Genomic DNA, 20818 nt, shown 5'->3' with positions numbered 1-20818 from the left:
TTAATACTATCACAATGCGCCGGGTTACAGCGTGCGGCACATCACTGTCACTTCTTCGCCGGAAACCTGACGTTGTTCCACCGGTTGCCAGCCCAATTTTTGATACAGCGACTGTTGGTCCGGCGTGTAGAGATACAGCTCGGTAATATTTTTCTGTTTGCAGTGGGTAATGCATTGGTCGATCAGGCGGCGTGCAACGCCCAAACCGCGGTGCTGGGGATGGGTGAAGACTTCGCCCAGCCAGAATTTGCGCTCCGGTTTATCCGCCAGATCGTAAATGACCAGGCTGGCGGTGCCGAGGATGTGTTGTTGCGGTGACAGGGCCAGCAACGTCATGCCGGAATGCTGCGGTTCGCAGCGCTGTTCAAAGCGTTGGCTGATTTTCTCGTGGCTGCTCCACGGCGAGAAATCGCGCCATTCCTGATGCAGCAAAGCAGCCAGTTCGCCAATGCGCTGGCGGTGTGCGGAAAGTCGTTCGATATGCATACTCATGTTCCTGAACTCTCTTAAGATCCTTTTAGGCAGGGCCGGTCTGTGCCGGCCCCGGAATTATCATTCAATCAAACCTGCATCACGGCGATAGTTTGCCATCACCCCAGCGGCCAGCAGCAGCCCGAATAACGAAAGCAGGATGATGGCGGCAGATGCGCCGAGACGGTCGGCCAACAGCCCGCAGCTTAAGGTACTGGCGGCGCTTATCAGGATCTGCCACCGATAGGCGCGGGCCATTGCCATACCAACCTGTGCCTGGGAGAAATTGGCCATCAACCCATAGCTGGCGAGTGCAAATACCACGTTAGAGCATACATGCGCGGAAAAAATCAGCAACAACGCAATGCTTTCTGAAGGCACCAGCGGCACGCTCAGATAGCAGAGGATAAAGCCGCACAGGCAGCCCAATTGCAGGCTATTGCTGTGGCTCATGGCATGAAACCGGGTTACCGGCAGTATAAAGGGGCCGAACAGTTGGCCCAGACTGCGGGCGAACAGCAGAGACAGGCCGATGTTTTCACCTGCCTGCGGCAACTGCGGTGCCAGAGCGGGTAGTAACGCCATCGCCGGCGAGCCAACCAGAGCCAGCATTGGCAGCATCAGCATGGCCCGCTGTTGTCGGGGTTGCAGTGTACGCCAATGAAATGGCACCGCCGGGTGTGGCGAGCCAGGCGGCCGGCTACGGGTGAAAGCCTTTTTGGCCACGACCAATAGCAGCAGGCTGGAGACAAAGCTCATTGCATCCAGCAATAGCAATGTTTTTGTAGCCACCCGACCATACAGCAACACGCCAAGGCCAATGCCAAACAGCACGTTGGCGGCAAAAAACAGGGTTTCCAGCCCCGCTGCCAACGGCAGCTCTTCCCGTTTTAACCCGCCTTTGAAGAGCTGGCCCAGCGGCGGAACGATCATTCCCTGACAAAATGCGGCGACGCCCGGGGTCAATAGCAGCAACGTCGTCTGATGATGACTTAGCGCCCAAAACGGCAGGGCCAGCCCGCAGAGCCCGAGCGATTCACTGAGTAACAGCAGGGCAAAGGGTGAACAGCGCAGTGAGAGTTTTTCACTGAGCAAGCTGCCGATAAAACCCGGAGAAAAGGCCAGCAGGTACGCCAGGGCGAGGGAGGAAGGCGGAGCCTGCGAACGCAACAGCTCACCGAAAACGATAACAAAGGTAAGCCCGTTGCCCACGGAAGAAAGGATAAAGCCGCAGCCCAGCGCCCTGAGCCAAGGATGGCGCCGCAATGCGCACAGTAATGCCTGAAACATGTCGATGTTCCTCTTCAATAATCACAGTCCGGCTGCGTGCGGGACGAGGCCGGTTTGACGACAACAGTGACTGATTAAAGAAGGACTACATTGGTGGGCGGGCTCCTGAAATAGTGCGAGGTTTTAAATCTAGCACAACTTAACCCTCTGTCTATCCGCCGGATTTAAGCAAAGGCCTCCACCGCCCAGTCGATGAACACCCGCAGTTTGGCGCTAAGATGGCGGTTGGAGGGATACACCACGTACATTTGCTCCGATGGCGGTTGCCAGTCGTGCAGCAGGCTGACCAGTTCGCCGTTGTCCAGGTGCGGTTGCGCCATAAAGCGGAAGGTCTGGATGATGCCCAGGCCGGCCAGCGCCGCCGCCAACAGCGCATTGCCTTCGTTGACGCTGACGTGATAGCGGTGCTGGATGTCGATCTCTTTGCCCCGGTCAACAAAGTGCAGCGGCTGGATGCGATCGTTCAGCGCATGACGATAGTGCGCCAACGGATATCCCAGCTCCAGATCGCAGGGGTGCTTCGGCGTGCCGTAACGGGCCAGATAGGCTGGCGTGGCGCAGGTCACCCATTCCAGCTCGAACAGGCGGCGGGCAATCAGGCTGGAGTCGGCCAGCGGGCCGCTGCGGATCACGCAGTCGGCACTGTCGTTGATCAGGTCGATCAAGCGGTCGCCGACGCCCAAATCAATCTGAATCTGCGGATAACGCGCGATAAAATCAGGCAGTGCCGGCACCAGCAGCTGACGCGCTGTCGAACCACCGGCATCAATGCGCAACACGCCCTGCGGCGCGCTCTGGGATTCGGTCATGCAGCCTTCCATCTGTTCCAGTTCCGCCAGCCACTTTACCGTGCGCTGGTAATAACACTCGCCCTCAGGGGTGACAGACACGCTGCGGGTGGTGCGCTGGAACAGCTTGGTCTGCAGGTGATCTTCCAGGTTCTGGATCAGTTTGGTGACGGTGGCCTTGGGCATCCGCAGCGAGTCTGCCGCGCGGGTGAAGCCGCCGGTTTCCACCACGCGGTTAAACACCCGGATGGCCAGTAAATGATGATCCATAACGCTCTCAGTGCAAAACCCCGGTCGGAGAACCGGGGTGTTTCTGTGGATAGACAATGATTATGACTGTTTAGCGCCAATCATGCCGGAACGCAAGGTCAAGCCAAATACCAGCGCGGCGGAAAGGGTAAGGGCGCCGCCGAACAGCATGGCGCTGCTGACGCCCTGCCAGTCGACCACTTCCCCGCCCAGCAGCGCGCCGGAGGCCAGTGCAATCTGGATCACGCAGACCAGCAGCGCCTGGCCGGCTTCCGGCGCCTGCGGTACGGCGGCAAACATCCAGTTGGTGGCGCAGACCGGCACGGCACCGAATGCCAACCCCCAAACCATGACCATCAACGTGGCACCGGCAATGCCGCTGAGGAAAGGCGAAACGATCAGGATGGCGGCCAGCATGGTGGCGATCAGGATAAAGGTGGCGCGCAAGCTGCGCTCGGCCAGGCGTTCGCCGAGGAAGGTACCCAGCAGGCCGATGGCGCCGTAGGCCAGAAGTTGCAATGAAATTGCCGACGGGCTGAGGACAAACACCTGTTGCAGCAGCGGTTTCAGGTAGGTGTAGGCGGCAAAATGGCCGATAAACAGCAGGACGATGGCAATCAGCCCGGTGCGCGCCATCGGTAAACGCAGCGGCAACAACAGATCACGCGGGGTGACCGGCCGGGTTGGCGGCACCGATGTCAGCAGGCGCAACTGCGCCAACAGCACGCCCACCGCCAGCACCGCGCCACCAAAGAAGGCGGCGCGCCAGCCGAACAGGTCGCCAATCAGCGCGCCGGCAGGCACGCCACATACTGCACCGACTGAAATGCCACTCAGGATCAGCGCGGTGGCTCGGCCCTGGCTGGCTTCCGGCACCAGATGGCGGCCGTAGTTGGCGGCGAAGGCCCAGAAACCGCCGACGCAGACACCCAGCAGCACGCGGCCCAGCAGCATCATCGGGAAGTTAACCGCCAGCGCCGAAACCAGATTGGACACCACCAGCAACAAACTCAACGCCAGCATCAGCAGGCGACGATCAAGCCGGCCGGCCGCCAGGCTCAGCGCCGGTGCGGCTATCGCTGCCACGATGCCGGGTACGGTAACCATCAGGCCGGCCCTGCCGGTGCTGACGTCCAGCGACGGCGCGATATTGGTCAGCAGGCCGATCGGCAGAAACTCGGTGGTGACCATCACAAAGCAGGCGACCGTCAGCGAGAAGATCGCCAGCCAGGGTGATGATGCAGGTTTATCTTTATTATTCAGCATAGTACCGCTCGTCTCAGGTGAGTGCGTACACCGCGCGGTAAGGCGCGGAGTGACAGAGATCACAATTTACGCAGGCATTGGCGACGGATAAATCCGTTTGCCGTAGTTACACTGTTTCTGTGGGGGAATAATCATCCGGAGCAAGCAAAGCGGCGGGTTGTGGCAGAATGGCAGGTTAAATGCTCAATGGGCATAAGCTTATGCGGCGGGCGCAGCAGACTGCGCCCAGGGGCATTACAACCCCGGCGCTTTCCACATTGAGGTGGTCAGGCCGTGGTCCACCAGCGTGAGCTGATCGGCATAGATCTGCCGCCAGGTGTGTTTTTGCTGTTGATAGAGCTCATGATTGGCGCTATCAGGCTGATATTCGCGCTCCCAGCGCACCAGTTTTTCACCGGTGGCCGCCAGCGACTCATACAGCCCTGCGCCGACGCCGGCGGCAATAGCGCAACCCAGCGCGGTGGCTTCTTTCACCACCGGCACGCGAACCCTCAGGCCGGTAACATCGCTCAGGATCTGGCTCCACAGTTTGCCTTTTGAACCACCTCCGGCGAATACCAGCGAGTGCGCCTGCACGCCGGAGAAGCTGGCGATCTGTTCCAGATTACAGGCGGAGACAATGGCGGCATTCTCTTCCAGAGCACGGAACAGGGTTTGCTTATTGCAGCGTTCCGGGTCGAGCGACATATTGATAAACGACGGCGCGGCGTGGTACCAGGTTTTGAAGTGCATGGCATCGGAAAATATCGGCATCACCCCGTAGGCACCCGGCGGCACCCGCGCCGCCATTTCTTCCAACAGGCTGTAAGCGTCCACCCCCAATCTTTCCGCCATCAGCTTTTCCTCGGCGCAGAAGGCATCGCGGAACCAGCGCATGGTCAACCCTGTGAAGAAGCTGATGGATTCCGCCTGCGCCATGCCAGGGATCACGTGCGGGTTAATGCGGATGTTCATGTCCGGATCGGTGGCCGGCTCCGGCAGATTGACGATTTGCTGCCAGAAGGTGCCGCCCAATACCGCCGTTTGCCCGGCATGCACCACGCCCAGCCCCAGGCTGCCCAGTTGAACGTCGCCGCCGCCCATCACCACCGGCGTGCCGCGCAACAGGCCGCTTTGCTCCGCTGCCTGCGCGGTAACCTGCCCGAGCAGGCTGCCGGTCTCTTTCACCGGTGACAGAATATCGGCACGAAGCCCGGCCATGTCGAGCAGCGCCGGTCGCCAGTCGCGGCTGACCAAATCCAGCATGCCGGTGGTGCCTGCATTGGAAGGATCCACCGCCAGTTCGCCGCTCAGCATATTCGCCAGCCAGTCGCTGATCATGGTCAGCGTCGCTGCCTGCCGATAGATGTCCGGCCGGTGGTGGGCCAGCCACAGCAGGCGCGGCATGGCGCTCAGCGCCAGCGTTTGCCCGGAATATTGGTACACCTCGCTTTCGAAATTATTGTTATGCAGCTCTTTGAGCTCGCTGACTTCATGGCTGGCACGCGCATCCACATTGGCACAGGCCCAAATAGGTACGCCGTTGCGATCGTACAGCACTATGCCTTCGCGCATTGAGCAGCAGGCTACAGAGCGGATAGCCTGGCCAGTCAGGCCTGCATTTTGCAGCGCCTGACGGATGCACTGGCAGGTCAATTGCCAGTTGTGGGTTAAATCAAACTCCATCGAGCCGGGTACCCCAGATACCGCCAGATGCCGCCACTCAGCCTGGCCCTGGGCGATCTGATTGCCCGCCAGATCGAAGATTACCGCGCGAACGCTGCCGGTGCCTGCATCCAGCGCCATCAAATAGTTATCCATAGCTCACACTCTCTGGGGTTGGGATCTTAACTATAGATGGCGGGTTCACGCCCTCGCGTGAGCAAGACCTGGGGGCGGCGGGATTTGTGAGCTGTGCAGCAAAATTGCCGCCGCGCAGGGTAAATCCGGGGGAATAAACCTATGGTTTGAAAGAACAGTGATTTCAAGGTTAAACAAGGAGCCGCCATGCACGTCACTTTGGTAGAAATTAACGTTAAGCAGGACAAAATCGACGAGTTTATTGAGGTGTTCCGCGCCAACCATCTGGGAGCGATCGAAGAGCCGGGTAACCTGCGCTTTGACGTGCTGCAGGATGAAAGTGTCCCGACGCGGTTTTACATCTATGAAGCCTATAAGGATGAGCAGGCGGTTGCCGCCCATAAAAAGACCCCGCACTATCTGCAATGCGTAGAGAAACTGGAAGCGCTGATGACCGGCCCGCGCAAGAAAACCACCTTTATCGGCTTGATGCCGGCTTAGTGGGGGGCATCAGGGTAATTTTGTTCAATACTTTGCCGCCCCTGAGCGGCAATCTGGCATCTGCGAACTTTTTCTCAGGTGCTTGTAATCATGAATATTTACTTTTCCATGGCCGCATTTGCGCTGGCCGCTTCCATCACCCCCGGCCCGGTCAATATCCTTGCCCTGAGCGCCGGGGCGCAATTCGGTTTTAACGCGACCCTGCGGCATGTGCTTGGCGCCACGCTGGGGTTTACTTTGCTGTTGATCCTGCTTGGTCTGGGGTTGCACCAACTGCTGACCCTGTGGCCGGTGCTGACGCAGATCATCCAGTGGGCGGGCAGCGCATTCTTGCTGTTTATGGCCTATCAACTGGCATTTGATGACGGGAAGTTGGGCAGCGGCAACCGGCGGCAGGCACCGTCATTCTGGTACGGCGCGCTATTGCAGTGGCTGAATCCCAAAGCCTGGCTGGCGTCGGTGGCCAGCCTGGGAGCGTTTGTCGCCGACGGCGACAGGTTGCTGCTGTGGCAGTTCGCGGCGATTTATTGCGTTATCTGTTATGCCTCGGTGGCCTGCTGGGCTTACGCCGGCACGATGCTGACCGGTTTATTGCAACAGGCCCGCAATGTGCGGCGTTTTAATCGGCTGATGGCGCTGCTGCTGGCGGCCAGCGCCTGCTATCTGCTGGCCGATGGCGTTTAACGCGGGTTTTGATACTGGCCGGGCGTGGCGGCCAGCAACTGTTTGAAGGTGCGCTGGAAGTGCGCCTGATCGGCAAAGCCGCTTTCGCTGGCGGCTGCGGCGATAGGGTAGCCGCGTTTTAGCAGCCTGTGGCCAAACTGGATACGGCGATTCACCAGATAGGCGTGCGGCGTCATGCCGTAATGCTGCTTGAAGGCGCGGATCAGGTAGGAAGGCGACAGCGCCGCCGCCTGGCAGATCGCCTCCAGCGTCAGCGGCTGGGTGCAATGTTTGCTGATAAAGGCTGCCGCAGCTTCCAGTCGGGGGTGGGCGGCAACGGCGTGGGGTTGCGCTTCGCCCAGCCTAATTTGCAGATCGGTAAAATACTCCACCAGAGCAATTTGCTTTTCCAGATGGCGGCATTGCGGGTCAACCAGGAGTTCATAAAGCCGGTTCAGGCCGCTGAACAGCAGCGGATCGCGGCTGAGCACCTCATGGAATGGGATAAAGCTGCCGTCGCCGCCGGCTATCTCCCGTTGCAGCTCGCCCAGCCAGGCGGTATCGATATAAAACATGATGTACGACCAACGCTGGTCGCCGATCGGGTTGCAGGCGTGGGCCTGCTGCGGGTTGATAATCACCACGTCGCCGGCGTTGACCTGCAACTGCCGGTGACCGTTAATATAAATGCTGGTGCCGTCGGTGATGGTGCCGATGGAAAAGATTTCATGGCTGTGCAGGGCGTAGCAGACCTTGCGGCCATCTTCAATGGCGCGGGCTTCCACAAAGGGGAACTGCGGATCACGCCAGAATTGCGGCGCATTAGCGGTCATTGGTTTTCCTTTTAAGTGCGATGAGGCTAGCTTGTTATAGCGTAAAACGAATGCAGGAGGGAATGAGGATGATGATTTTTAATGTGTTCGGCCGCCTGCTGGGTGTTAAAAGGGTGGGTGATGAGTGGCAATTGTTCCGCGTGACGCTGCCGGAGCGCAAATATGCGCGCAGTTACGACATCGTGCTGCCGGAGGAGTTGACCGAGGCCGATATTGCCGGCTATCTGGGGGATATTTATCATGAAGCGGCGACTGAAAGGTACCCCGACGTTTTCAGACTAGAATAAGGCCCCGGCCGAATGACCGGGGCGCAGATTAATCTTCTTCGTTGCGGGCCATCAGCTGGCGCTGGTGTTCTTCACTGGCCGCCTGAATCTCTTCCAGCACTGAACCGACATCGGCGCGTTTGTTGCTTTCCACGAACTTCCCGGTCAGCACGCTTTCCGGCGTCAGATTGCCTTCCTGATACAGCGCCCAGATCTCTTTGGCGTATTTACTGTTGAGCAGTTCCGGCGCGTATTGACCGTAAAAATTCGACATATTGTTGATATCGCGTTCGAACATGCTTTTGGCGTGATTATTGGCGGCAGCGTCTACCACCTGCGGCAGATCGATAATCACCGGCCCGTTTTTGTCCATCAGCACGTTGAACTCCGACAGATCGCCGTGTACCAGCCCGGCGCACAGCATGCGCACCGCGTAGTTCATCATCACCGCGTGATCGGCCAAAGCCTGTTCCGGCGTCAGGGTCACATCGCTCAGGCGCGGCGCAACCAGGCCTTCTTCATCGGTGATCAGCTCCATCAGCAGCACGCCATCCAGGCAAATATCCGGCTGAGGTACGCGCACGCCCGCTTTGGCGAGCAGGTACAGCGCGTCGACCTCGGTGTTCTGCCAGGCTTCTTCCTGCTGCTGGCGGCCGAATTTAGAACCCTTGCTCATGGCGCGGGCATCGCGGCTGTTACGCACTTTACGGCCTTCCTGATAATTGACGGCCTGCTTGAAGTTACGTTTGTCCGCTTCTTTGTAGACTTTGGCGCAACGGATCTCTTCGCCGCAACGCACGATAAAGACGTCGGCTTCTTTGCCACTCTTCAAACGGCGGATGACGTCGTCGATTAAACCATCATCTACCAATGGCTGGAGTCGTTTTGGAATTTTCATGCAGCCTTGTACCCTATTTAGGCTCCTGTGTGAATGGTTTGCTAAGGTGATACCGCAATTTAGACCTGAAAGGCAAAAATTAGTTTTGCCGCCGGGGTGACTCGTCGCCGCGACGGCGGTTTTGCTACAGGTTTTCAGCCGGCACCCAGACGCTGACGCTGCCGCCGTTTACCGGAAAAGTGGCGTTCCCCCGATCGTCGGTGGTGACCTCATCCTGGCGGTTGCCGAGCAGATCTCGCCAGGTTTTATGTGCCAGCTCCGCGCCCAGCGACACCGCCTTGCCGTTTTCGGCGCCATTGGTGAGCACCACCACGCAGCCGGGGGCGTCTGCGGTACCGCTGCGGCTAAAGGCCACGCAGTTTTTATCGTCAAAATAATCGGTTTGCACGCCGTTGGCAAAGCGCTGACGCGCCTGGATCAGTTTTTCCAGTTCGGGGATCACCGGCATGTCAATCTGGTATTCATTGCCGTCGCCGCCTTGGTCTTTATAACTGGCACCGTACAGGTCGGGATAGAACACGCAGGGCACGCCTTGTTCGCGCAACAAGATCAGGGCGTAGGCCAGTGGTTTAAACCAGGGCTCGACCGGCGCTTCCAGCGACTGCAGCGGCTGAGTGTCGTGGTTGGCGACCAGTGTAACCGAGTGGGCCGGATCGGCGGCGGTCAGGGTACCGGTGAAAATTTGCGCCATATCGAATCCGGCACCCTGTTTCGAGGCGTGATGAAACTTCAGGTGCAACGCCACGTCGAACAGCATCACTTTGCCGTCCACCAGGTCAATATACTGCCGTAACGCTGCCAGATCGTGTGACCAATATTCGGCGACGATAAACAGGTCGCGCTGTGCGGCGCCGCGCACATGGTCCGCCCATTCCTTAAAGAACCAGGCTGGAATGTGTTTGGCGGCATCCAGCCGGAACCCGTCGCACGGCAGGGTTTCCATCAGCCAGCGCGCCCAGAACTTCAGCTCTTCCGCCACCGCGGTATTGCGAAATTCCACGTCGGCGCCCATCAGATAATCGTAATTGCCTTTCTCGTCGCCGACCTGATCGTTCCAGCCGTCGTCGCCGTAGTCATTGTCGATTTTGAACACGCCTTTTTCATCCGGCTGTTCAATGTAATCGACCCCGCCAAAACATTTATAATCCCAAATAAACTTGGAGTAGGTGCCCTGGCGTCCGGGGAAAGTAAAACGTGTATAAGCCAGCGCGTCGAAGCCCTGCTCGTTGATATTGTTGCGGTTGTTGACGTCCGCCCGGTACACGCGGACCTGTTCTTTCTCGTCGGCGCCGAGCTTGTGGTTGAACACCACGTCATAAATCACCCGTACGCCGTTGTCGCGCAGCGTAGCGGCGGCATGGGTCAGCGCCTCTTTATCGCCGTATTTGGTGGCGCGGCTGCCTTTTTGATCGAACTCGCCCAGATCGAACAGATCATAACTGTCGTAACCCACCGAATAACCGCCGGAAGCGCCCTTATAGGCGGGCGGCAGCCACAGATCGGTGATGCCCAGCCCGGCAATGTGCGGTGCACGTTCGGCGGCTTCCTGCCATAGCTTACCTCCATCGGGATAATACCAATGAAAAAATTGCAGCAGCGTGGTTTTTTTCGTCATGAGCCAGCATCCCGGTTAGCCAGAAAGAGGTGAGGAATTGGCCTTGTTCCTGCCACATCCTCTTTTAGCATGGGCTATTTTTGGCAAAAGGGAAAATTCGATGCAGGCAGCCGCGAGCGGCCGCCTGGAGTGCGGGTTAACGTTGACCGGCGTAATGCGGCGAGCGTGGACCATAGAGAATGGCGCCGTTGCCGCCCGTGGCCGACAGCAGGCGAGTATTGGCGATGGCGCCGATATCGAAGCCTTTGTCGCTGATGGTATCGACGATTTGCGCCACGGCAGCGCTGATCACCATACCCAGCAAACCGCCGCTGGAGTTGTTGTTATTTTCATTGCTGGATGCGCTGGCGACGCCGGCCCACAGTTGCTTGCCGTTGCGCAGATCAACCAGCTTCGCATTGACGGTAACGCGCGTCTCGCTGTTGATCACCATGTAGCTGGTACCATATTGCGTGACGTCGAGATAAAGCACCGCGTCGGCGCCAAAGATGCTATGCAGTTTTTGGATGCTGACCGTGCGGATATCGTTGGCGTTAGTCAGGCCATTTTGCTGGAAGGTTTCTTCAACCACGGCGACCGGGAACACGTAGTAACCTGCCTCGGCCAAGGGCAGCGTGGTGGTGGAAAGCACGCTATGGCTGGCTTTGACATCCGGCGAATGGTTAACCGGCGGCAGCACCAGAATCGATTTGGGTTTGCTTTCATGGAAGGCGGCGTAATCGTAAGGCGCCTGTTTGGCGCAGCCGGTTAGCAGCAGCGTGGCAATCACGCTGAATAAGCCTAATGCACGCTTCATTTAAAACTCCCCTTATCTTTGCTCAGCAAGAAATTCATAAACGGCGCTGACTCAGGGAACAGCGATTTTTCCGTGTTGAATTCAGCCAATGCCTGGCCGGTATTGCCGGTTTTGCTGTACAGCAAACCGAGCTGCGCATGCAGGCCCGGCGGTACGGCTTTATCTTTGGCGCGGGATTTTTCGATGATGGCTTTCAGCGTGGCGATCTGCTGCTCAGGGCTTTGCCCATCTTGCTGATAATATTGATAAAGAGAAGTTTGATACCCATCCCAATTGTAAATCGTTTTTGGCGCGGCACAGCCGGCCAGCAGGGTGGCTGCGAACAGCACCCCGCCCATTTTTTTAGTTATCATAATGCTGCTTCTATTCCGTTAGTTAGCAGGGCGCCATGCGCCACTTTCGATCCCGGCAACCAGATTGTTTACCGCCTCGCGTACCGCGAGATCCAACACTTTGCCGTTCAGGGTAGAATCGTAGCTGGCGGTTCCGCCAAAGCCGATGATTTCGCGGTTGGACAATTCGTATTCGCCTGCACCCTGGCTGGAATACACCACTTCCGAAGTTTGGACGTTAACCACATTCAGGTTTACCTTGGCGTAAGCCACCTGCGATTTACCTCGCCCAAGAATGCCCCACAGCTGGTGATCGCCGACTTCCTTGCGACCGAATTCAGTCACATCACCGGTAATCACGTAGTTGGCGCCTTTCAGCGTTTGCGTTTTGCCCTTAATGCCGGCTTCGGTTTTCAGCTCATCCATATTGGCGCGGTCCAGCACGTTGAAGCGGCCAGTTTGCTGCAGATGGGTGATCAGGATGGTTTTGGACTGGTTGCCCAGACGGTCGACGCCGTCAGAGAAAATACCGTTCATGTAGCTGGAGCGGTTATCGAATTTGCCGACGGCGATGGGGCTGCGCTGGCCTTGGTAGGCAGTGTTGTAGGAAGCCACTTTGGGCACTTCCAAAGAACGGGAGGATTCCGTTGCGCATCCTGCCAGCAAACTGGCGGCAAGCGCTACGGAACAAAGAGTGAAGGTCGTTTTCATTGAAAATAATCTCTCCATGATTATAAAACGGCGACAGGTTGATGCACCCTGCGCCAACCGTTCAAATAGGCGCGAAAACAGGCTGCAACCCTTGAACGGCGTAATCCTGCCATGGATAAGCGACAAAATACAACCTGTTAGCGTCGCAATGGGGTGTATTTGATGGGAGGTAAATCATTTAAATACAATGAATTGATCGTGGTTATAGGTCATTTCGCGTTTTTCGGATGGTATTGAGTGCTTTCATGCCGAATGATTATTTGTATGACTTTAATTTACTGGTTTTTTATTTTTATGATTTTTTATAAGTGAGATTTTAACTCTGTGCGCGGCGGCATTTGATGTGTCGGTGCCGGCTGCGCACATTGTCCGATTAAATTATTTTTATTCGCCTGCCATCATATTTGAATATTAGCGTTTCTCACGCCGATGCAGGGCTTCTTCTCCGCCAATAAAGCAGTCTTCGTCCAGCGTCAGGCTGGCGATTTTATGCACCGGCCCGCGCATGCGGACGTGAAAATCCCCGCTAAAGCTAATCTGCAACTGGCCGCCCGGCATCCGAACGCTGACGTTGTCATCGACCCGATTCAGCTTGCGCATCACGCTGGCGGCCGCGCAGCTGCTGCTGCCGGAGGCCAGGGTAAAACCGGCGCCGCGTTCCCAAATGCCGATATGCAGCGTCTGGCGATCTATCACTTCCACCAACTGTACGTTGGTTCTTTTGGGAAACAGCGGGTGATTTTCTATCTGTGGCCCCAACCGGTGAACCTGCGCCAGATCCAGCGTGTTCACCGGCACCACGCAGTGCGGGTTACCCATGGATACCAGCGATACGCTGAGCGTTTCCTTTGCCAGCGGCAGCGGATAGTTGAGCGCTTCGGGCAAGTCGATTAGTGCCGGCAGCGCTGCCGGATTGAAATTGGCGCGGCCCATATCCACGCTGACCTGGTGTTTATCTTCATCGACCCGGCACTGCACGTCGCCGCCGGCGGTATGCACCAGAAAAGGCAGATGGCTGACGCGGCCGATATCAAACAGATAGCGGGCATAAATGCGCAGGCCGTTACCGCTTTTCTCAGCTTCCGAGCCGTCCGGGTTAATGATGCGTAGCCTGGGATTGATGCTGTCGCCGCTGTCGATCAGCAGGCCATCTGAACCTATGCCGTAATGGGGGTGACACAGTATGCGGATTTGCTCGTTGCTCAGCCGCGCAGCGACCGAACGGTGGCACACCAGGTAATCGTTACCCAGCCCGTGATATTTATGGAACAGCAGAGGAGTCATGGCGTTGTCAGATTCGCTGTAAGAGGAAACCACAGCTTACAACAGATTTTTGGCGGGGGAATAAAACAAAAGGCGGCTTAAGCCGCCTCTTTGCTCAACTACTGATTCAGCAATTAATTATAGATGATCGCAGTACCGTGCAGCTTGTTGTCGCCGGTGGTTGAGATGATCTGGAATGATTTGGCGCCGGCTTCATCCGCTTTGGCGGCCAGTTTGTTTTCCAGGCTGGTCAGGTCGGAAGCGCCGCTGACGGTGATCACGCCGGTTTTTTGCAGGTCGGACGGTTGAGCGTTAACCAGTTCGGCTGCGAAGCTACCGAAAGAAGCAGAAGCCAGTGCGATGGCTGCGAGGGTGATTTTCAGGTTTTTCATGGTCTTATTTCCTATCTCTATTCTGTACGATGTTTGTTTAGTAGCTCGTTAAATTGATTAACGATCGATAATTTAATGTTAGACGCCTGTTCGGCGTATTGCAACTATTTTTTTAATGTTCGTTAATTAATTTTCTTTTCACCGTCGTCCACGGGGGAGGAAACTGCCGTCACCGGCCCCGTAGAAAACGATTAACTTATTGTTATTTATAAATTACTGCGGTGCCGTGCAGTTGATTATCGCCACTGGCACCAATGATGCGGAATGATTTCGCACCGGCTGCGTCAGCTTTTTCCGCCAAACTGGCTTCCAGTGAGGTAATATCGGAAGCGCCGCTGACGGTGATCACGCCGGTTTTTTGCTGGCCTGTCGGTTGGCTGTTAACCAGATCGGCAGCGAAGCTCCCGAAGGAAGCAGAGGCCAGGGCGATGGCAGTAAGAGTAATTTTTAAGTTTTTCATGATATTAGTTCCTATCCGAGAAGCGTAAATTGGGTTTTCAATGTCTGTCGTCAAAGATTACTTAACGATCGATAACTAAATGTTAATCGCTTCTCGACGAGAGCGCAATATTTTTTTATAATGATCGTTAATTTAATTGTGAAGCCCTGCTGCGGGGCGGGATAAGAGAGGGTCTATGAGTATCAATGAAGAGGTCTGCACCAAAAAAACTCGCGGCAGACCGAAGCAGTTTGATCGCGACCGTGCGCTGGAAAGCGCACTCGATCTGTTCTGGCGGCACGGTTATGAGTCGACGTCGCTGGCCGATCTGGTCGAGGTGACCGGTGCCAAGGCACCCACGCTGTACGCCGAGTTCGGCAACAAAGAAGGGCTGTTCCGCGCTGCGGTGGAACGTTACCTGCAAAAATACACCACCTGCACCAATCAACTGTTGGAGCAGGATCTGCCGATTGCGGAAATCGTAGAGGCTTACGTCCGATCTTCAGCGCAGGTGTTTACCGATCCGGACACGCCGTCCGGTTGCTTTATGGTGTGTGCGTCCGCCGCGCTGTCATCTTCTTCTGACGAAGTCGCCATGATGCTGCGTAAAAAGCACCATTCGCAGGAAACCAGCCTGAAGGCCTGCTTCGACCGTAAAGTGCAGCAGGGCGAGTTGCTGGCAAAAACCGACACCGGGTTGCTGGCGAAGTACATTATTTGCACCATTGAAGGCATGTCGGTGCAGGCGCGTGAAGGGGCAAGCCGCGAGGAGTTGTTCCGTCTGCTCGATGCGCTGATGCTGGTTTGGCCGCGTCTCAGCCAGGTGGGGAATAAAGTTTAGGGAAGGTATCGGGATAAGATAAGGCCGCATCGCTGCGGCCTTGATTCTGAATTACTGATTAACCGGGATCACCGCGCCTTTGTATTTTTCGCGGATAAAGTCCTGAATTTCTTTGGAATGCAGCACTTTTACCAGCGCCACAATCTCCGGCTTGTTCACGTCGGCCTTATGCACGGTGATGATGTTGGCATAGGGGTTATTTTCACCGCTTTCGATAGCGATCGGATCCTTCGTCGGGTTCAGCCCGGCGTCAATGGCGTAGTTGGCGTTAATCACTACCGCGTCGCCCTCATCATTGTTGTACATCTGCGGCAGCAGCGCGCCTTCGACGTTAGCCAGGAATTTCAGGTGTTTCGGGTTTTCCACCACGTCGGTGATACGCGCATCCACCTTGCTCACGCCCGGCTTCAGCTTAATCACGCCTTCTTTTTCGAAGATGGACAGAATGCGGCCTTCTTCCGCCACCGCGTCACGCATGATGATTTTGCCGTTGTCCGGCAGATCTTTCAGGCTTTTATACTTCTTGGAATAAATGCCGATCGGTTCGATATGGATGGCGCCTGCGCTGACGAAGTCATAGGTCTTATCGCCGGCATGGTCCTTCAATACCGAATTCAGATACGGCACGTGCTGGAAATAGTTGGCGTCAATATCGTGGCTGGCCAGCGCCGTGTTCGGCAGAATGTAATCCTGGAAAGGTTTGATTACCAGATCGATGCCTTCCTTTGCCAGAATCGGTTTTGCCTGCTCGAGGATCTCGGCATGGGGTACGTTGGACGCGCCGACCACCAGCTTGGTTTCCGCCGCCGCACCAAAGGACGCCAACGCGGTCAGAGAGGCGAAGGCCAGCATCATCATTTGCTTTTTCATCATCATTATTCCTGAGTTATTTATCGTTTATCGAGCGTTCTTGTCATGGTGTCGCCAATGAACTGGATAACGAAAACGATCACCAGGATCGTCAGCGTCGCCGCCAGCGTCACGTCACCGTGGTTGCGTTGAAACCCTTCCAGATAGGCCAGATTGCCCAGCCCGCCGGCGCCGATCACCCCGGCCATCGCGGTGCAGCTCACCAGCGCGATCAGGGTAACGGTAATGCCGGAAACCAGCGCCGGAGAAGACTCCGGCAGCAGCACGCGGAAGATAATGGTGCTGGTTTTGGCGCCCATGGAGCGCGCCGCTTCGATCACGCCTTTGTCCACCTCGCGCAGGCCAATCTCGACCAGCCGGGCATAGAAAGGCGCGGCACCGATAATCAGCGCCGGCAGGGCGGCATCGGCCCCCAAAATAGTGCCAATCAGCGCCTTGGTGAACGGGATCAGCAATACGATCAGAATGATGAAGGGTATGGAGCGGAACACGTTGACCAGCACCGAAATCAACGAATAGACCGCGCGGTTCTGCAACAGTTGGCCCCGGGAGGTCAGAAACAGAATCACCCCCAACAAAATGCCGAGCACCAGCGTTGCCAGCCCGGCGATACCCGTCATATAAAGGGTTTCCCAGGTGGCGTTCAGCAACTGATCAATACGCAGGTGAGGGAACAGTGACTCAATCATGTTTGATGACCTCAACGGCGATATCGCGTTCTTTCAATAATTTCAGCATGTTGTCGATTTGCAGGTCGTTGCCTTCCGCGTGGATATACAGCTCGCCGAACGACCCGTTAAGGGTGTGGCTGATCTTGCCGTGCAGGATATTGATGGTCACCCGATAGCGCTGGATCACATCGGAAATTACCGCCTGATGGGTTTGCATGCCGACAAAGGTCAGCTTGAAAATGGCGCCCGGCAGATGTTGGGCCAGCAGCGGATTGAAACTTTCCTCGGTTTCCTGATACCGGGAAACCTGCTTGACGAACTGCCGGGTAATCGGCTGTTGCGGCTGGGTAAAGACGTCAATCACCGGGCCTTCCTCCACGATGCGGCCGTTTTCCATCACCGCCACCCGGTGGCAGATTTTGCGCACCACGTGCATTTCATGGGTGATCAGCACAATGGTCAGGTTCAGCTTGCGGTTGATATCCAGCAGCAGCTCGAGAATCGAATCGGTGGTCTGGGGATCGAGCGCCGAGGTGGCTTCATCGCACAGCAGTACGCCAGGGTTATTGGCCAGTGCGCGGGCAATGCCGACGCGCTGCTTCTGCCCACCGCTGAGCTGCGAAGGATAGGCATCTTCGCGGCCCTGCAGGCCAACCAGCGCGACCAGCTCCGCCACCCGCTGCTTGATTTGCGCCTTGGGCACGCCGGCGATTTGCATGGAGAAGGCAATATTTTGGCTGACGGTGCGCGACCACAGCAGGTTGAAGTGCTGGAACACCATGCTGATTTTCAGCCGCGCCTGGCGCAGTTGATCGCCTTTGGCGCGCGCGATATCGAAGCCATCGACCTGAATACTGCCGCTGGTAGGGGTTTCCAACCCGTTAAGCAAACGAATCAGGGTGCTTTTACCGGCACCGCTGTAGCCGATGATGCCGTAGATTTGCCCGGCCTCCACGGCCAGGTTGACATCATCAACCGCGACAACGCGGCCTTGCGCGCTGTCAAAAGTTTTGCAAACGTTCGAAAGAACGATCATAGAACAGCCAATCCTTATCAAAACATCACAGCATTCCGCCCGGAGCGAGTCACGCCGGACAGGGGCGGCTTCTGGGGATAAAAGGCAGGCGGAACTTCTGTTTCTGGTGAGTACGGGCCAATCCTACCGGGGGTTTATAGTGACAGGAAGAATGTAAAATCTATTAGTTATTCTGATTCGGTATATCAAATCATGAGAGGAAGTGATGACAAAAAATCGACCAAGGTAAACCTCGGTCGATTTGTTTTATTTAACGTTTGTCGAGCTTCATATGAAGCAGCGGGAAGGGATTGCCCTGGCCGTCTAGCGCGGAACGGCCGGTGATCTCAAAACCGTAGTGGCGGTAAAATCCACTGGCCTGCGGGTTTTGCTCATTAACGTCCAGCAACAGCTCATCGTGCAGCGTTTCAGCGTGCGCCAGCAGCGCTTTGCCGACCCCTTTGCCGCGTTGTTCCGCATCGATAAACAGCATTTCCACCTTGTTGCCGCTCAGCCCGATAAAACCGCAAGGGTGGCCGGGGCGATCTTCCGCCACCCAAACGTCGACCGCCGGCAGGTAATGGTTCAACACCAGCGGGAACAGTTGGGCAATGTTATCTTCGGTAAGAAAGTGGTGGGTGGCGCGTACCGAACGCTGCCAAATCTCTGCCAGTTGCGCGTTGTCTTCCGCCGCGCGTGCTCTGAGGATAATCATCGAAGTCTCTGCTATCTAAGTTGAAGAAAAACAAAAATTAGATAGAGGTTTTGTGGGGTTAATGCCGAATTAACGTGGGTTAACGCCCTGCAAAAACGCCTCTGCAGTGAGTCGGACAGAAAATGTAATTCAGTGCGGTGTCAGTTACAACCGCCACATTGCGCATTTATGCGCGCCCCCACAGTCTGGCAACGGTCAGGGCGATAAAGGCTTCCAGCTTGGGCGATTGCCGCCGTTCGGGCAAATAGACCAGATGCATCGGCCGCGGCAGCGGCGAATAGTCCGGAAGCACGCGCAGCAGCCGGCCGGCGGCGATATCCTCATCCAACAGCATAGCGGCATGCAGCGCAATGCCGAAACCGGCCAGCGCCGCACGGCGCACCCCTTCGCCGGAGTCCATCCGCAGCCGTGGCCTGACCGGCACGCTGATTTCCCCCAGAGCGCCTTGCAGCCGCCAAAAATGATTGCCATCCCACTGACTAAAGCCAAAGCAGTTGTGCTCGCGGAGCTGTTCCGGCCGCGTTGGGGCGCCATGCTGCGCCAGATAGGCGGGAGAGGCCGCCAGCGTCATGCGGTAATCGGGCAGGGCACGCGCCACCAGGCCGTCATCCGCTACCGGCCCGATGCGAAACGCGGCTTCGTACCTTTCTTCAATCAAATCCACCTTGCGATCCGACAGCACCACCTCCGCTTCTACGTCCGGGTGTTGTTGCAGGAATTCGGTGAGGATCGGCGTCAAAACGCGATTCCCGAAGGTGACCGGCGCGCTGATGCGCAACAGCCCGCTGGGCGAGCTCAACAGCGCCCTTGCGCTGGCTTCGGCGGCGTCGGCATCGGCCAGCAGGCGACGGCAGCGTTCGTAAAATACCCGGCCGGCTTCGGTCAATCCTTGCCTGCGGGTGGTACGGTTCAGCAATGGCGCGTTCAGCCGCTGCTCCAGATAGCGAATATGCTTGCCGACCATCGTGGGGGAAATCGCCATCTCTTCGGCGGCGGCGACAAAACTGCCTTTTTCCACCACTCGTACAAACACCGCCATGCTGGTTAAACGATCCATTATAAACCCCTGGTGTTTTCTGAACGCCCTTTTGGCTACTTTTCGGCAGTATAACGCTCTGGGATACTGGATAGTAACGACCATCAGTGCGTTATTGGCGAAAAATTACCGGAGTAACACCATGCAGGCATTAACCTTTGAACGATTTGGCGGGCCAGAGGTGCTCGAATACCTTGAGCTGCCGACACCACCGGTACCGGCAGGCTCAGTGCAGGTACGGATGGGGGCGGCCGGGCTGAACTTCGCAGATATCTACCGCCGCAAGGGCAATTATGTGCTGCACGGCAAGCCGCCGCATATCGGCGGTTACGAAGGCGTGGGCACCATCATCGCCGTGGGCGAGGGCGTTAACGGTTGGCAGGTGGGGGATCGGATTGGTTTTGCCGACGTGCCTTTCTGCCACGCCACGCGCATCAACGTGCCGGTGGATCACGCGTTGCGGCTGCCGCAGGCGTTGAGCGACGTCGAGGCCGCCTCGATTTTATTGCAGGGGTTGACGGCGCAGTACCTGATTAACGACAGCGTGCAGGTGCAGGCGGGCGATCGTGCGCTGGTGCATGCGGCCGCCGGCGGCGTCGGGCAAATATTGACCCGTATGTTGGTGGCGCGTGGCGCGCAAGTCTATGCGCTGGTGTCTTCGGCGCATAAACAGCAGATTGCGCTGAAGAATGGCGCGGCGGCGGCCTTTACCTATCAGCAGGACTGGGTGGCGCAAATCGCCGCGTTGACCGACGGCGGTGTCGAGTACGCTTTTGATTCGGTTGGCATCACGCTACAACAAAGTATTGACGCGCTGCGCCCCGGCGGCCGGGTGGTGACTTTCGGCATGGCCGGGGGTGAGGCACCGGCGATCTCGGCTTATCACCTGATGATGGATTCCAAGGGCGTGGTGGGCGGCGATCTCTGGACCTACCTCAATAGCGGCGAGGCGCGCCGCGAGCGGGCAGAACGTTTGTTCGCCAGTTGGCAGAACGGCGAATTTACTCTGCCGCATATCGAGACTTTCCCGTTGAGCGAAGGCGCGGCTGCCCACCGCCGGTTGGAGGATCGCAGCTTTGCCGGCAAGATTGTTTTGCTCAACGATCGGGACTAAAACC

At 57.0% G+C, this 20818-nt stretch carries 24 protein-coding genes; 5 read left to right on the top strand and 19 right to left on the bottom strand.

Going from position 1 to position 20818, the window contains the following annotated elements:
• Positions 1-24: 24 nt before the first annotated feature.
• From D4100_RS07675 to lsrK, 5 genes are all read right to left on the bottom strand, one after another.
• Positions 25-486 (bottom strand): GNAT family N-acetyltransferase, encoded by a 462-nt coding sequence (locus D4100_RS07675; RefSeq protein ID WP_065506050.1) that lies wholly within the window; start codon positions 484-486, stop codon positions 25-27.
• Positions 487-552: 66 nt separating this feature from the next.
• Positions 553-1761 carry an MFS transporter gene (locus D4100_RS07670; protein ID WP_119803887.1) on the bottom strand — a complete coding sequence of 403 codons (1209 nt, stop codon included), beginning with the start codon at positions 1759-1761 and terminating at the stop codon, positions 553-555.
• Between the two features lie 164 nt (positions 1762-1925).
• Positions 1926-2819 carry a LysR family transcriptional regulator gene (locus D4100_RS07665; RefSeq protein WP_065506052.1) on the bottom strand — a complete coding sequence of 298 codons (894 nt, stop codon included), beginning with the start codon at positions 2817-2819 and terminating at the stop codon, positions 1926-1928.
• Between the two features lie 60 nt (positions 2820-2879).
• Positions 2880-4064 carry an MFS transporter gene (locus tag D4100_RS07660; RefSeq protein ID WP_065506053.1) on the bottom strand — a complete coding sequence of 395 codons (1185 nt, stop codon included), beginning with the start codon at positions 4062-4064 and terminating at the stop codon, positions 2880-2882.
• 234 nt (positions 4065-4298) lie between these two features.
• A complete protein-coding gene (gene lsrK / locus D4100_RS07655; RefSeq protein WP_119803885.1) occupies positions 4299-5864 on the bottom strand; it encodes an autoinducer-2 kinase in 1566 nt (521 codons plus the stop codon).
• A 186-nt stretch (positions 5865-6050) separates the two neighbouring features.
• On the opposite strand from lsrK, the gene lsrG reads away from it, so the two are divergent.
• Together lsrG and D4100_RS07645 are read left to right on the top strand one after the other, a co-directional pair.
• Positions 6051-6344, top strand: coding sequence for a (4S)-4-hydroxy-5-phosphonooxypentane-2,3-dione isomerase (gene lsrG / locus D4100_RS07650; RefSeq protein ID WP_065506055.1), 294 nt, complete (start codon positions 6051-6053; stop codon positions 6342-6344).
• Positions 6345-6434: 90 nt separating this feature from the next.
• Positions 6435-7028 (top strand): LysE family translocator, encoded by a 594-nt coding sequence (locus D4100_RS07645; RefSeq protein ID WP_065506056.1) that lies wholly within the window; start codon positions 6435-6437, stop codon positions 7026-7028.
• Here D4100_RS07645 and D4100_RS07640 read toward each other — a convergent pair.
• Positions 7025-7840, bottom strand: coding sequence for an AraC family transcriptional regulator (locus tag D4100_RS07640; RefSeq protein WP_119803883.1), 816 nt, complete (start codon positions 7838-7840; stop codon positions 7025-7027). The two genes, D4100_RS07645 and D4100_RS07640, sit on opposite strands and share 4 nt — an antisense overlap.
• 68 nt (positions 7841-7908) lie before the next feature.
• Between D4100_RS07640 and D4100_RS07635 the strand changes: the two genes are divergently transcribed.
• A complete protein-coding gene (locus D4100_RS07635) occupies positions 7909-8127 on the top strand; it encodes a DUF7661 family protein (RefSeq protein WP_065506058.1) in 219 nt (72 codons plus the stop codon).
• A gap of 28 nt (positions 8128-8155) precedes the next feature.
• On the opposite strand, the gene D4100_RS07630 is transcribed toward D4100_RS07635, so the two are convergent.
• The 8 genes from D4100_RS07630 to bhsA (D4100_RS07595) form a co-directional block, all read right to left on the bottom strand.
• Positions 8156-9004: a PA4780 family RIO1-like protein kinase gene (locus tag D4100_RS07630; RefSeq protein WP_065506059.1), complete on the bottom strand. Its 849-nt coding sequence runs from the start codon at positions 9002-9004 to the stop codon at positions 8156-8158.
• Positions 9005-9128: 124 nt separating this feature from the next.
• The gene (gene amyA, locus D4100_RS07625) at positions 9129-10619 is read right to left on the bottom strand and encodes an alpha-amylase (protein ID WP_065506060.1); all 1491 of its coding nucleotides are present in this window, start codon (positions 10617-10619) and stop codon (positions 9129-9131) included.
• Between the two features lie 136 nt (positions 10620-10755).
• Positions 10756-11415 (bottom strand): DUF799 domain-containing protein, encoded by a 660-nt coding sequence (locus D4100_RS07620; RefSeq protein WP_006316819.1) that lies wholly within the window; start codon positions 11413-11415, stop codon positions 10756-10758.
• Complete coding sequence (locus D4100_RS07615; protein ID WP_119803881.1) at positions 11412-11768, bottom strand: DUF4810 domain-containing protein; 357 nt, start codon at positions 11766-11768, stop codon at positions 11412-11414. Before D4100_RS07615 ends, D4100_RS07620 begins: the two co-directional genes overlap by 4 nt.
• Before the next feature lie 18 nt (positions 11769-11786).
• Entirely contained in the window at positions 11787-12458 is a 672-nt protein-coding gene (locus D4100_RS07610) for a CsgG/HfaB family protein (protein WP_006316817.1), read from the bottom strand.
• A 411-nt stretch (positions 12459-12869) separates the two neighbouring features.
• Complete coding sequence (dapF, locus tag D4100_RS07605) at positions 12870-13742, bottom strand: diaminopimelate epimerase (protein WP_119803879.1); 873 nt, start codon at positions 13740-13742, stop codon at positions 12870-12872.
• Between the two features lie 113 nt (positions 13743-13855).
• Positions 13856-14113: a multiple stress resistance protein BhsA gene (bhsA, locus tag D4100_RS07600; protein ID WP_006316815.1), complete on the bottom strand. Its 258-nt coding sequence runs from the start codon at positions 14111-14113 to the stop codon at positions 13856-13858.
• Positions 14114-14315: 202 nt separating this feature from the next.
• The gene (gene bhsA, locus D4100_RS07595) at positions 14316-14573 is read right to left on the bottom strand and encodes a multiple stress resistance protein BhsA (RefSeq protein WP_119803877.1); all 258 of its coding nucleotides are present in this window, start codon (positions 14571-14573) and stop codon (positions 14316-14318) included.
• A gap of 175 nt (positions 14574-14748) precedes the next feature.
• Here bhsA (D4100_RS07595) and D4100_RS07590 point away from each other — a divergent pair, with 175 nt between their 5' ends.
• Positions 14749-15393 (top strand): TetR/AcrR family transcriptional regulator, encoded by a 645-nt coding sequence (locus D4100_RS07590; RefSeq protein WP_006316813.1) that lies wholly within the window; start codon positions 14749-14751, stop codon positions 15391-15393.
• 51 nt (positions 15394-15444) lie between these two features.
• Here the strand turns inward: D4100_RS07590 and D4100_RS07585 are convergent, their stop codons facing one another.
• From D4100_RS07585 to D4100_RS07565, 5 genes are all read right to left on the bottom strand, one after another.
• Positions 15445-16266: a MetQ/NlpA family ABC transporter substrate-binding protein gene (locus D4100_RS07585; RefSeq protein ID WP_418346463.1), complete on the bottom strand. Its 822-nt coding sequence runs from the start codon at positions 16264-16266 to the stop codon at positions 15445-15447.
• Between the two features lie 17 nt (positions 16267-16283).
• Positions 16284-16952, bottom strand: a complete 669-nt coding sequence (locus tag D4100_RS07580) for a methionine ABC transporter permease (RefSeq protein WP_119803875.1) — start codon at positions 16950-16952, stop codon at positions 16284-16286.
• Complete coding sequence (locus D4100_RS07575) at positions 16945-17970, bottom strand: methionine ABC transporter ATP-binding protein (RefSeq protein ID WP_006316810.1); 1026 nt, start codon at positions 17968-17970, stop codon at positions 16945-16947. The genes D4100_RS07580 and D4100_RS07575 overlap by 8 nt, the downstream gene beginning before the upstream one ends.
• A gap of 250 nt (positions 17971-18220) precedes the next feature.
• Entirely contained in the window at positions 18221-18664 is a 444-nt protein-coding gene (locus tag D4100_RS07570; RefSeq protein ID WP_006316809.1) for an acetyltransferase, read from the bottom strand.
• A gap of 166 nt (positions 18665-18830) precedes the next feature.
• Positions 18831-19721 carry a LysR family transcriptional regulator gene (locus D4100_RS07565; protein ID WP_119803873.1) on the bottom strand — a complete coding sequence of 297 codons (891 nt, stop codon included), beginning with the start codon at positions 19719-19721 and terminating at the stop codon, positions 18831-18833.
• Positions 19722-19842: 121 nt separating this feature from the next.
• Between D4100_RS07565 and D4100_RS07560 the strand changes: the two genes are divergently transcribed.
• A complete protein-coding gene (locus tag D4100_RS07560) occupies positions 19843-20814 on the top strand; it encodes a quinone oxidoreductase family protein (protein WP_119803871.1) in 972 nt (323 codons plus the stop codon).
• Positions 20815-20818: the final 4 nt, after the last annotated feature.

The organism is Serratia inhibens (assembly GCF_003591175.1).
GTDB classification, from domain to species: Bacteria; Pseudomonadota; Gammaproteobacteria; order Enterobacterales; family Enterobacteriaceae; genus Serratia; species Serratia inhibens.
Note: the sequence above shows the minus strand (reverse complement) of the source record. Positions and strands in the feature narration are given on the sequence as shown.

What these genes read in the sequence shown, in the direction of transcription:
- D4100_RS07675 (WP_065506050.1), bottom strand. Translation starts at nt 486, where the DNA reads ATGCATATCGAACGACTTTCCGCACACCGCCAGCGCATTGGCGAACTG.
- D4100_RS07670 (WP_119803887.1), bottom strand. Translation starts at nt 1,761, where the DNA reads ATGTTTCAGGCATTACTGTGCGCATTGCGGCGCCATCCTTGGCTCAGG.
- D4100_RS07665 (WP_065506052.1), bottom strand. Translation starts at nt 2,819, where the DNA reads ATGGATCATCATTTACTGGCCATCCGGGTGTTTAACCGCGTGGTGGAA.
- D4100_RS07660 (WP_065506053.1), bottom strand. Translation starts at nt 4,064, where the DNA reads ATGCTGAATAATAAAGATAAACCTGCATCATCACCCTGGCTGGCGATC.
- lsrK (WP_119803885.1), bottom strand. Translation starts at nt 5,864, where the DNA reads ATGGATAACTATTTGATGGCGCTGGATGCAGGCACCGGCAGCGTTCGC.
- lsrG (WP_065506055.1), top strand. Translation starts at nt 6,051, where the DNA reads ATGCACGTCACTTTGGTAGAAATTAACGTTAAGCAGGACAAAATCGAC.
- D4100_RS07645 (WP_065506056.1), top strand. Translation starts at nt 6,435, where the DNA reads ATGAATATTTACTTTTCCATGGCCGCATTTGCGCTGGCCGCTTCCATC.
- D4100_RS07640 (WP_119803883.1), bottom strand. Translation starts at nt 7,840, where the DNA reads ATGACCGCTAATGCGCCGCAATTCTGGCGTGATCCGCAGTTCCCCTTT.
- D4100_RS07635 (WP_065506058.1), top strand. Translation starts at nt 7,909, where the DNA reads ATGATGATTTTTAATGTGTTCGGCCGCCTGCTGGGTGTTAAAAGGGTG.
- D4100_RS07630 (WP_065506059.1), bottom strand. Translation starts at nt 9,004, where the DNA reads ATGAAAATTCCAAAACGACTCCAGCCATTGGTAGATGATGGTTTAATC.
- amyA (WP_065506060.1), bottom strand. Translation starts at nt 10,619, where the DNA reads ATGACGAAAAAAACCACGCTGCTGCAATTTTTTCATTGGTATTATCCC.
- D4100_RS07620 (WP_006316819.1), bottom strand. Translation starts at nt 11,415, where the DNA reads ATGAAGCGTGCATTAGGCTTATTCAGCGTGATTGCCACGCTGCTGCTA.
- D4100_RS07615 (WP_119803881.1), bottom strand. Translation starts at nt 11,768, where the DNA reads ATGATAACTAAAAAAATGGGCGGGGTGCTGTTCGCAGCCACCCTGCTG.
- D4100_RS07610 (WP_006316817.1), bottom strand. Translation starts at nt 12,458, where the DNA reads ATGAAAACGACCTTCACTCTTTGTTCCGTAGCGCTTGCCGCCAGTTTG.
- dapF (WP_119803879.1), bottom strand. Translation starts at nt 13,742, where the DNA reads ATGACTCCTCTGCTGTTCCATAAATATCACGGGCTGGGTAACGATTAC.
- bhsA (WP_006316815.1), bottom strand. Translation starts at nt 14,113, where the DNA reads ATGAAAAACCTGAAAATCACCCTCGCAGCCATCGCACTGGCTTCTGCT.
- bhsA (WP_119803877.1), bottom strand. Translation starts at nt 14,573, where the DNA reads ATGAAAAACTTAAAAATTACTCTTACTGCCATCGCCCTGGCCTCTGCT.
- D4100_RS07590 (WP_006316813.1), top strand. Translation starts at nt 14,749, where the DNA reads ATGAGTATCAATGAAGAGGTCTGCACCAAAAAAACTCGCGGCAGACCG.
- D4100_RS07585 (WP_418346463.1), bottom strand. Translation starts at nt 16,266, where the DNA reads ATGATGAAAAAGCAAATGATGATGCTGGCCTTCGCCTCTCTGACCGCG.
- D4100_RS07580 (WP_119803875.1), bottom strand. Translation starts at nt 16,952, where the DNA reads ATGATTGAGTCACTGTTCCCTCACCTGCGTATTGATCAGTTGCTGAAC.
- D4100_RS07575 (WP_006316810.1), bottom strand. Translation starts at nt 17,970, where the DNA reads ATGATCGTTCTTTCGAACGTTTGCAAAACTTTTGACAGCGCGCAAGGC.
- D4100_RS07570 (WP_006316809.1), bottom strand. Translation starts at nt 18,664, where the DNA reads ATGATTATCCTCAGAGCACGCGCGGCGGAAGACAACGCGCAACTGGCA.
- D4100_RS07565 (WP_119803873.1), bottom strand. Translation starts at nt 19,721, where the DNA reads ATGGATCGTTTAACCAGCATGGCGGTGTTTGTACGAGTGGTGGAAAAA.
- D4100_RS07560 (WP_119803871.1), top strand. Translation starts at nt 19,843, where the DNA reads ATGCAGGCATTAACCTTTGAACGATTTGGCGGGCCAGAGGTGCTCGAA.